Origin of the sequence: Variovorax sp. E3 (genome assembly GCF_016082275.1) — a bacterium.
Classification (GTDB): Bacteria; Pseudomonadota; Gammaproteobacteria; order Burkholderiales; family Burkholderiaceae_C; genus Variovorax.
Map to the genome: position 1 here is coordinate 1 of NZ_MOWM01000395.1, position 361 is coordinate 361.

1 pseudogene is annotated in these 361 nt (G+C 73.7%); it reads right to left on the reverse strand.

The annotated features are described in order from the left end of the window. Positions 1-361: pseudogene (locus BMG07_RS41065) on the reverse strand (non-ribosomal peptide synthetase); the annotation flags it as partial.

The following is a 361-nucleotide window of genomic DNA, read 5'->3' on the forward strand; positions in this document are numbered from 1 at the left end:
GCCAGCGCCTGCTCCACCTCGCCCTGCGGCGCCTCGTAGTCGCGCCCCGCCGCGTACGCCGGCTCCGGCAGCGCCTTGCGGTCCACCTTGCCGTTGGCGTTCAGCGGCAGCGCCTGCAGCACCACGATCGCCCCGGGCACCATGTACTCCGGCAGCGCCGCGCCCAACTGCTCGCGCAAGCTCGCCGCTTCCAGTTGCGCCTGGCCTTCGTGGCCGCACACGTAGCCCACCAGGCGTGCGCCGCTGGGGCCCTCCTGCGCCACCACCACCGCCTCTCGCACGCCCGGCTGTGCCAGCAGCTGCGCCTCCACCTCTCCCAGCTCGATGCGAAAGCCGCGCACCTTCACCTGGTGGTCCAGGC